Genomic DNA, 5667 nt, shown 5'->3' with positions numbered 1-5667 from the left:
CGGAAGCTCAGAGAAATACGAAAGAAAAACAATCCCTTCCGATATAGCCGGCTGCAATTCCATGCTCGAACCTCCCTCACGAATCAGAGGCTTCACACAGATTCACAGATTTCAGACGTTGTCTGCCGTTAACTCACCCGATTGCCCTGTACCCAAATCGGCTTTCGCTTGTGGCTTTGTTTGCATAGGGCTACGCTCGATTAGTCGAATTGCCAAGAATGATGATCGCCCATATCGGTCCGGTCGGACAGGCGATTGGGTAAAGGTCAAATGTGTCCAAAGCGACAGCTTCGTCGTCGTTGGCTATGAACCATCAGACGAGATGTCTGGCGCGATTGCCAGCCTTCTATTAGCCGCAAAAAAGGGCAAGGAATTGGTCTATGTCGGATCGGTCGGCACCGGCTTCAAACGATCGCAAGCGGTGACCATCAGAGGCCAGCTTGACGCCATGCGAACCGACAAGCCAGCCGTGACGCTCAAAAACAAAAAAGTTGTCTTCACCGAACCGACATTAGTTGCCGAGGTTGAATATCGTTCTTGGACGAAAGACGAGTTACGACACGCGTCATTCAAAGGCTTCAGAGAAGCTCAAGATGAAGCAACAATTTTCAAGGTGCCAGATTGATCTGTCGCTCGCATTTCTTTGAATAGGCACGTTAAAAATCCGAATTCAAAGTTCACCTTGTCGAGCGTGCACTTGTCTATGTTTTGGATTGGGAGGCTTCCCAATAATATCGGTTTGCTTTTTAGACTTGACTAAAGTCTTCGCCATGGCAGGTTGGAAACAACCATTATTTGGCCTTTTGGGAGACGAAATGACCACCATTACTGAATATCAGACCGATATTGAGACAGTGTCTGGCAGCAATCTCAATCTAATCATCGCTCAAACCGGCACAATATCGGTTATCCAGTCGTCGGGAATGCAAATCGCGGCTGTTGACGAGAGTGGCTCGGATAATAGTCTTACCGTGATCGGTAGCATCTGGCAATTTCCCGGCTCCAACCATGGCGGCTTCGGTGTTAGATCAAGTGGTGCCAACTTCACTCTGGCTGTAGCAAAGGGCGGATTCATACAAGGCAATTCAGGAGCCGAGATCGACGGTTCAAACGCACAGGTTATCAATAACGGCACCATCAGTGGTTTTGGATTTTCCTCGTTTGGCGTGTCTATAGGTGGTGGTAGCATTGAAAATCACGGCACCATCAGCGGATTGAGTTCGGCAATCAACGTAACGCGTGCCACGGCCATTGTGAATGACGGTTCCATTTTGTCCAGCAACGACGGCATTCAAATGAATGTTCTCACCACGGACGCTTTGACCGTCACCAATCACGGCGTGATCCATGCAAACGCCGCAATCTCGTCGTCGGATGGTAATGACAGGATCGTCAATGACGGCGTGATCATTGGCGGTATCTTCCTGAATGACGGCAAAGACGTTGTCGATACACGCGGTGGTACGATCAAGGGCGAGATATTTACAGGTGACGGCAACGACACGCTGATCACGGATAATGCAAAAATTACGCTGTCAGAGGATGATACAAGTCAGGGCGGATTGGACACGGTGAAATCCACTGTCAATTATACCCTCAACAAAAACGTCGAAGTGCTTCAACTGATCGGGAAATCCAACATCAATGGTACCGGAACCGACACCAACGTTGGACGGGAATATCTCAATGGCAATAGTGACAACAACACTCTTAGCGGCCTTAGCGGTAACGATGTGTTAGATGGCGGCGCTGGCAAAGACACTCTTTTCGGTGGCACGGGACTCGATCTTTTTGTGTTCAAAAAAGGCTATAGCGTCGATACCGTTCAGGACTTCCATCACAACGACGGCGACCTTATCATCGTGGACGGTGTGAGCGACTACAGCCAGATCGAAAACAAATTGGAGAAGCATGGGAAGGATACATGGCTGAACATGGGCCATGGCGACATCCTTGTCTTGCACCACATCAACATCAACAATCTCGACCATACCGACTTCGGTCTGTGACAGCCTAAATTCCCCAGCGCGGTGACGATATGCGCCACTATCCAAAGCGGAAGAAATGGCAATGCCAAGAGGATGGCCATCCCAACTGTCCAAAGAAAATATCAACGAGACATACTCTGTATGTGAACACGTGCGTCCTTTTGAAAATTCCAGCCAGCCATGGTGATCGACTCCGCCACAACCGGGAGAAGCTGTATTATGTACACATCACCGGTTAGTAGCTCAATATCTTTTGCGTGACGGTAAAGCTTGGCCTTTGGCAGATGCGCTGGCGCGCATCAGTTGGATATTTGCAAATAGCTTTATCCGCCGAAATAGGCGCCGGCATATGGACATTATAGAGAAATCGCCCGAAATGGCGGAAAGACAAATCAATCCCAATGGTCACATGGCGCTTCGTCATCACGTTGCGATGAGCGCTTTGAGCCATCTAAATACGCTCAACCGCCCTTGCGATGACGTTGTGAACAACAGGTTGTTCTAAAGCAATAAACCCGCGGTACATGGTAGCAAAGAAAAATAATCCGCCAATCCACACGACAGCGACAACAATCTTCTGCGATTTCGGCATCACTTACCCTCTAAAGTTCGCGCCGCTTCAAGTTATCCCGTCAATTTCGGCAAGTTGATCACCTTTAGAAACAATGCGTTCATTGCTTCTTCGATGCCGTCGGAAGGGCTGACTTCGAAGAACAAGCCATCCGACGCACAAGCTTTCATTGCCGGATTAATTTCGTCGCGGAACGGTTTGATATAGGTGTTGTACCAAGAGTTTTTCGTAATCGGTTGGTAGGTCGTATAGAGAACCGCAATTTCCACACCGTTCTTTTTGATCTTGTCACACGTATCGTAATCCAGCGGCTGCTGGCATCTGCCGGCACTTGCACCGCTCGTGGTCTTCTTCTTGCAGCCGCCGTTCTTGTAACTGTCGTTTACCCCATCAGAGACGAGGAACAGCACCTTCTGGCGGTCGGATGCTGTCAGGCCGGTGCCACCCTTGCCAACTTCGGTTTTCACGTCACCAAGGAATTTGTCGAAATCCGTTTGTTGGTCATCGTTGTAACCCTGATACGGAATCGTCATCAAATCCATCAGTGCCGTTTGGTCTGACACCTGATCGAGATTCGACGACATGCTGGCGACATTAGTCAATTGCACATTTCGAGCGGAAGCACCCATGGAATACACTGCCATCCGATATTGATCCGAATATCTTCGCGTTTGTTGTGCAGTGTCCATCATGGCTTGTGCGGCTTTTCGAACCAATTGAACACGCAACGTAATGCCAAGCCTTTTGGCGAGTGCGTAATAGTCGGTAGTACTGTTTTCGATGTGGCACGCAAATGCGCACGTGTCAGAGGTATTCGCTTCAAGCGTAGAAATGTCTGTCGTGGTGGCCGCCAAACCCATCGATGGCGAATTGTCGAGCATCAAATAGAAATCCACATAGGTTGCCGCCACATAGCTTCCTTGCGCGGTTCCTCCCACGACGATGCTGTTTATTCCAAGCACTCCCAAGAATGAGGTTGGCACGTTTGCACTGAACGCGGCTTCCGACGTAAATTGGTTGCCGACGCGTTTCACCTTTATCGAAGACGATTTCAGATAGGCCGCATATTTCGGATCAAGATTGGCAGTAAAGAACGCCTGTGCATCTTTCGTTCCAACATCGACTTCACCGTCTGTCACGTTTTGCAATCCGGCAATGACGCCGACCGACTGTTCGGCAAGCGCGCTTATCGCGGCGGCATCGGCGGAATTCTGAAGGTGGCTTTTCACTGCCAATGCATAGCCATAATCGGTGACCGTGCCTAAGCCGACAACGATCGGCAGAGCTAGCAATCCGGCCATTAGACCAAAGTTGCCGGATCGGCTCGACCACAAATTTTTTAGCGTAATCATTGCTATCCCCAGCATTTTCAGGGATTCAAGCAAAGCTTTATTGAGAGTTTCCTAATTGAAGGTCATCGAATGCAAACCCGACCTGTCCGCCCAAGACAAATCCGATCGGATGGTTATGGCAAGGTTAGTCACTGCCCGCTTGCAGTTGTGTGCATCCAGCGACGACGAACCGAGGCGTGAAGTGCGACGTAACGCGCTTTCGGTCAGAGGCTTGATCTTACGGAAGGCGAGTTGGCAATATGACTTGCGGTCCAACTGTGGATCGTCCCTTAAACCCAAAAGTGCTGCTTGCGTCCGTTCGTCTTTCGATTGCCTTAGGCCGCTGGCTATCAGGATTCCGGAAGACACGTACAAAGTCGTGCCATAGGCCACGGACGACCGCGGCGCATGCGGGTGTGTCCTTGCAGTTGCGCCAGAACTTGACGACGATCAAGTAAAATATGTTTAGCTGTATGGAACCAAAGTAGGCGTCGGCGCTTTCGGCGTCGGCGAGAATAGGCACGGCCATCGAATTGCAGTTATGGGCGGGAACTTTCCAATGATGTATCGCGCTGTGGGAATGTATCTCAAGGAATTGCATGTGCAATCACCTATCCAGTACCGATTTCCCGTGCGGATTTTGCGATCCGACATATCCGCAAGCGCGATAATCACGACAGTTGGGACATCGGAAATCGGCACCGCTACCGAAATTGAATTCCAATTCCTTCTGCCAAATGCACCCGATATCATTCGAGGCGACCAGATCGAAGTTGAACCCGGATACTTCATTGGGGTTGTTACAAGAGCCGCTGTCTTGGCGCAACAAAGCACAAGAGCGCGCTTGAGTGTCGCGGCAACGGCGAGCCGCAAAGCCTGAAAACTATTCGGCGTCACGAACGCCGCTTCCGATGCCTTGCCGAAACTCGCGGCATTCAGCGACTAAAACGCTCTTGTGCTATGGCCTTACAACGTCCTAAAAGCTCGGTTTCGTCGCGGGTTCCATGTTCGAACTCGCGCACGATCATGGATGCAAAAGTGAATTCATTGTCTTGGTTCTTGCTGAACCAAGATTCCCTAACAATGCTGTCAAACACCCGCCGAACCAACGCGAGTTGGTCGGGCTGCAACACGACATTCGAGAACGGCATAGGACACTTCCTAATTTAGAAAGGGCAAACGCAATACCAGCCGAAACGTGGCTGTCACATGAACGGAACCGCCTTACAATTATGCCATAAGTGCTTCCGGTTCAAAGGAATGAGTTTCCGCGTGTTCCGAAAACTTGACCTTTGCAGCCGCCAAACAAATCAGGCGAAATTCGTAGATTGATCGCATTACAGTTTCACGATCGCGATTGCTCGCCTGTCGATCCTAAAGAAAACCGCTCTTTYGCAACAGCTTCACCGGCCAATTTGAGCATATCGCGCGAAAGCTGATCACGGCGATACATTTCGATCAATGTCTTCGCAAGCCGCTTAGGATTTTCCCCGGACCTGTCAAACCACGGTTCGGCAATCACTTCTTTGAAGACGGCTTGCACCAAAGCAATTTGATCAGGACGGAAAACGCCAGTACCAACCAACTCTGTCTCCATCCGCATTGGCTTCTCCTTAGAGCGCCTTTAACTAAGAGCCCGATTTAAAAGTAGTTGAGCGATAACAGCAGGTTGTGATTCCCTTTTGGTGCTAAATCAAAATGGGGTTTCCGATGACCTGGACTGTTATCGCTCGGCGTGAGCATAACCGAGACGCGCTTCGTTTTCCAAGTGATTTGA

General features: G+C 49.9%; 7 protein-coding genes. 3 read left to right on the top strand and 4 right to left on the bottom strand.

Annotation, left to right across the window (positions count from 1 at the left end; all coding sequences use genetic code 11):
- The coding region (locus AC1DYF_RS39925; protein ID WP_477884428.1) for an ATP dependent DNA ligase at positions 1-625 on the top strand (625 nt) is incomplete at its 5' end.
- A 190-nt stretch (positions 626-815) separates the two neighbouring features.
- Positions 816-2009 (top strand): calcium-binding protein, encoded by a 1194-nt coding sequence (locus tag AC1DYF_RS39920; RefSeq protein WP_477884426.1) that lies wholly within the window; start codon positions 816-818, stop codon positions 2007-2009.
- 430 nt (positions 2010-2439) lie between these two features.
- Here AC1DYF_RS39920 and AC1DYF_RS39915 read toward each other — a convergent pair whose 3' ends face one another.
- The gene (locus AC1DYF_RS39915) at positions 2440-2580 is read right to left on the bottom strand and encodes a hypothetical protein (RefSeq protein ID WP_477884424.1); all 141 of its coding nucleotides are present in this window, start codon (positions 2578-2580) and stop codon (positions 2440-2442) included.
- A gap of 32 nt (positions 2581-2612) precedes the next feature.
- Positions 2613-3911, bottom strand: coding sequence for a pilus assembly protein TadG-related protein (locus tag AC1DYF_RS39910; protein ID WP_477884422.1), 1299 nt, complete (start codon positions 3909-3911; stop codon positions 2613-2615).
- Between the two features lie 538 nt (positions 3912-4449).
- On the opposite strand from AC1DYF_RS39910, the gene AC1DYF_RS39905 reads away from it, so the two are divergent.
- Positions 4450-4770 (top strand): hypothetical protein, encoded by a 321-nt coding sequence (locus AC1DYF_RS39905; protein WP_477884421.1) that lies wholly within the window; start codon positions 4450-4452, stop codon positions 4768-4770.
- Between the two features lie 55 nt (positions 4771-4825).
- Here the strand turns inward: AC1DYF_RS39905 and AC1DYF_RS39900 are convergent, their stop codons facing one another.
- Positions 4826-5041, bottom strand: a complete 216-nt coding sequence (locus AC1DYF_RS39900; RefSeq protein WP_477884419.1) for a hypothetical protein — start codon at positions 5039-5041, stop codon at positions 4826-4828.
- Between the two features lie 194 nt (positions 5042-5235).
- On the bottom strand, positions 5236-5493 hold the full coding sequence (locus tag AC1DYF_RS39895) for a hypothetical protein (RefSeq protein WP_477884417.1): 258 nt from the start codon (positions 5491-5493) through the stop codon (positions 5236-5238).
- Positions 5494-5667: the final 174 nt, after the last annotated feature.

The sequence above is a fragment of the Rhizobium sp. P2_G9 genome (genome assembly GCF_056403475.1).
The sequence above is the reverse complement of the archived record's forward strand: the minus strand, read 5'-3'. Positions and strand labels throughout refer to the sequence as shown.

Coding starts and splice junctions, on each gene's coding strand:
- AC1DYF_RS39920 (WP_477884426.1), top strand. CDS start 816: ATGACCACCATTACTGAATATCAGACCGATATTGAGACAGTGTCTGGC.
- AC1DYF_RS39915 (WP_477884424.1), bottom strand. CDS start 2,580: ATGCCGAAATCGCAGAAGATTGTTGTCGCTGTCGTGTGGATTGGCGGA.
- AC1DYF_RS39910 (WP_477884422.1), bottom strand. CDS start 3,911: ATGATTACGCTAAAAAATTTGTGGTCGAGCCGATCCGGCAACTTTGGT.
- AC1DYF_RS39905 (WP_477884421.1), top strand. CDS start 4,450: ATGATGTATCGCGCTGTGGGAATGTATCTCAAGGAATTGCATGTGCAA.
- AC1DYF_RS39900 (WP_477884419.1), bottom strand. CDS start 5,041: ATGCCGTTCTCGAATGTCGTGTTGCAGCCCGACCAACTCGCGTTGGTT.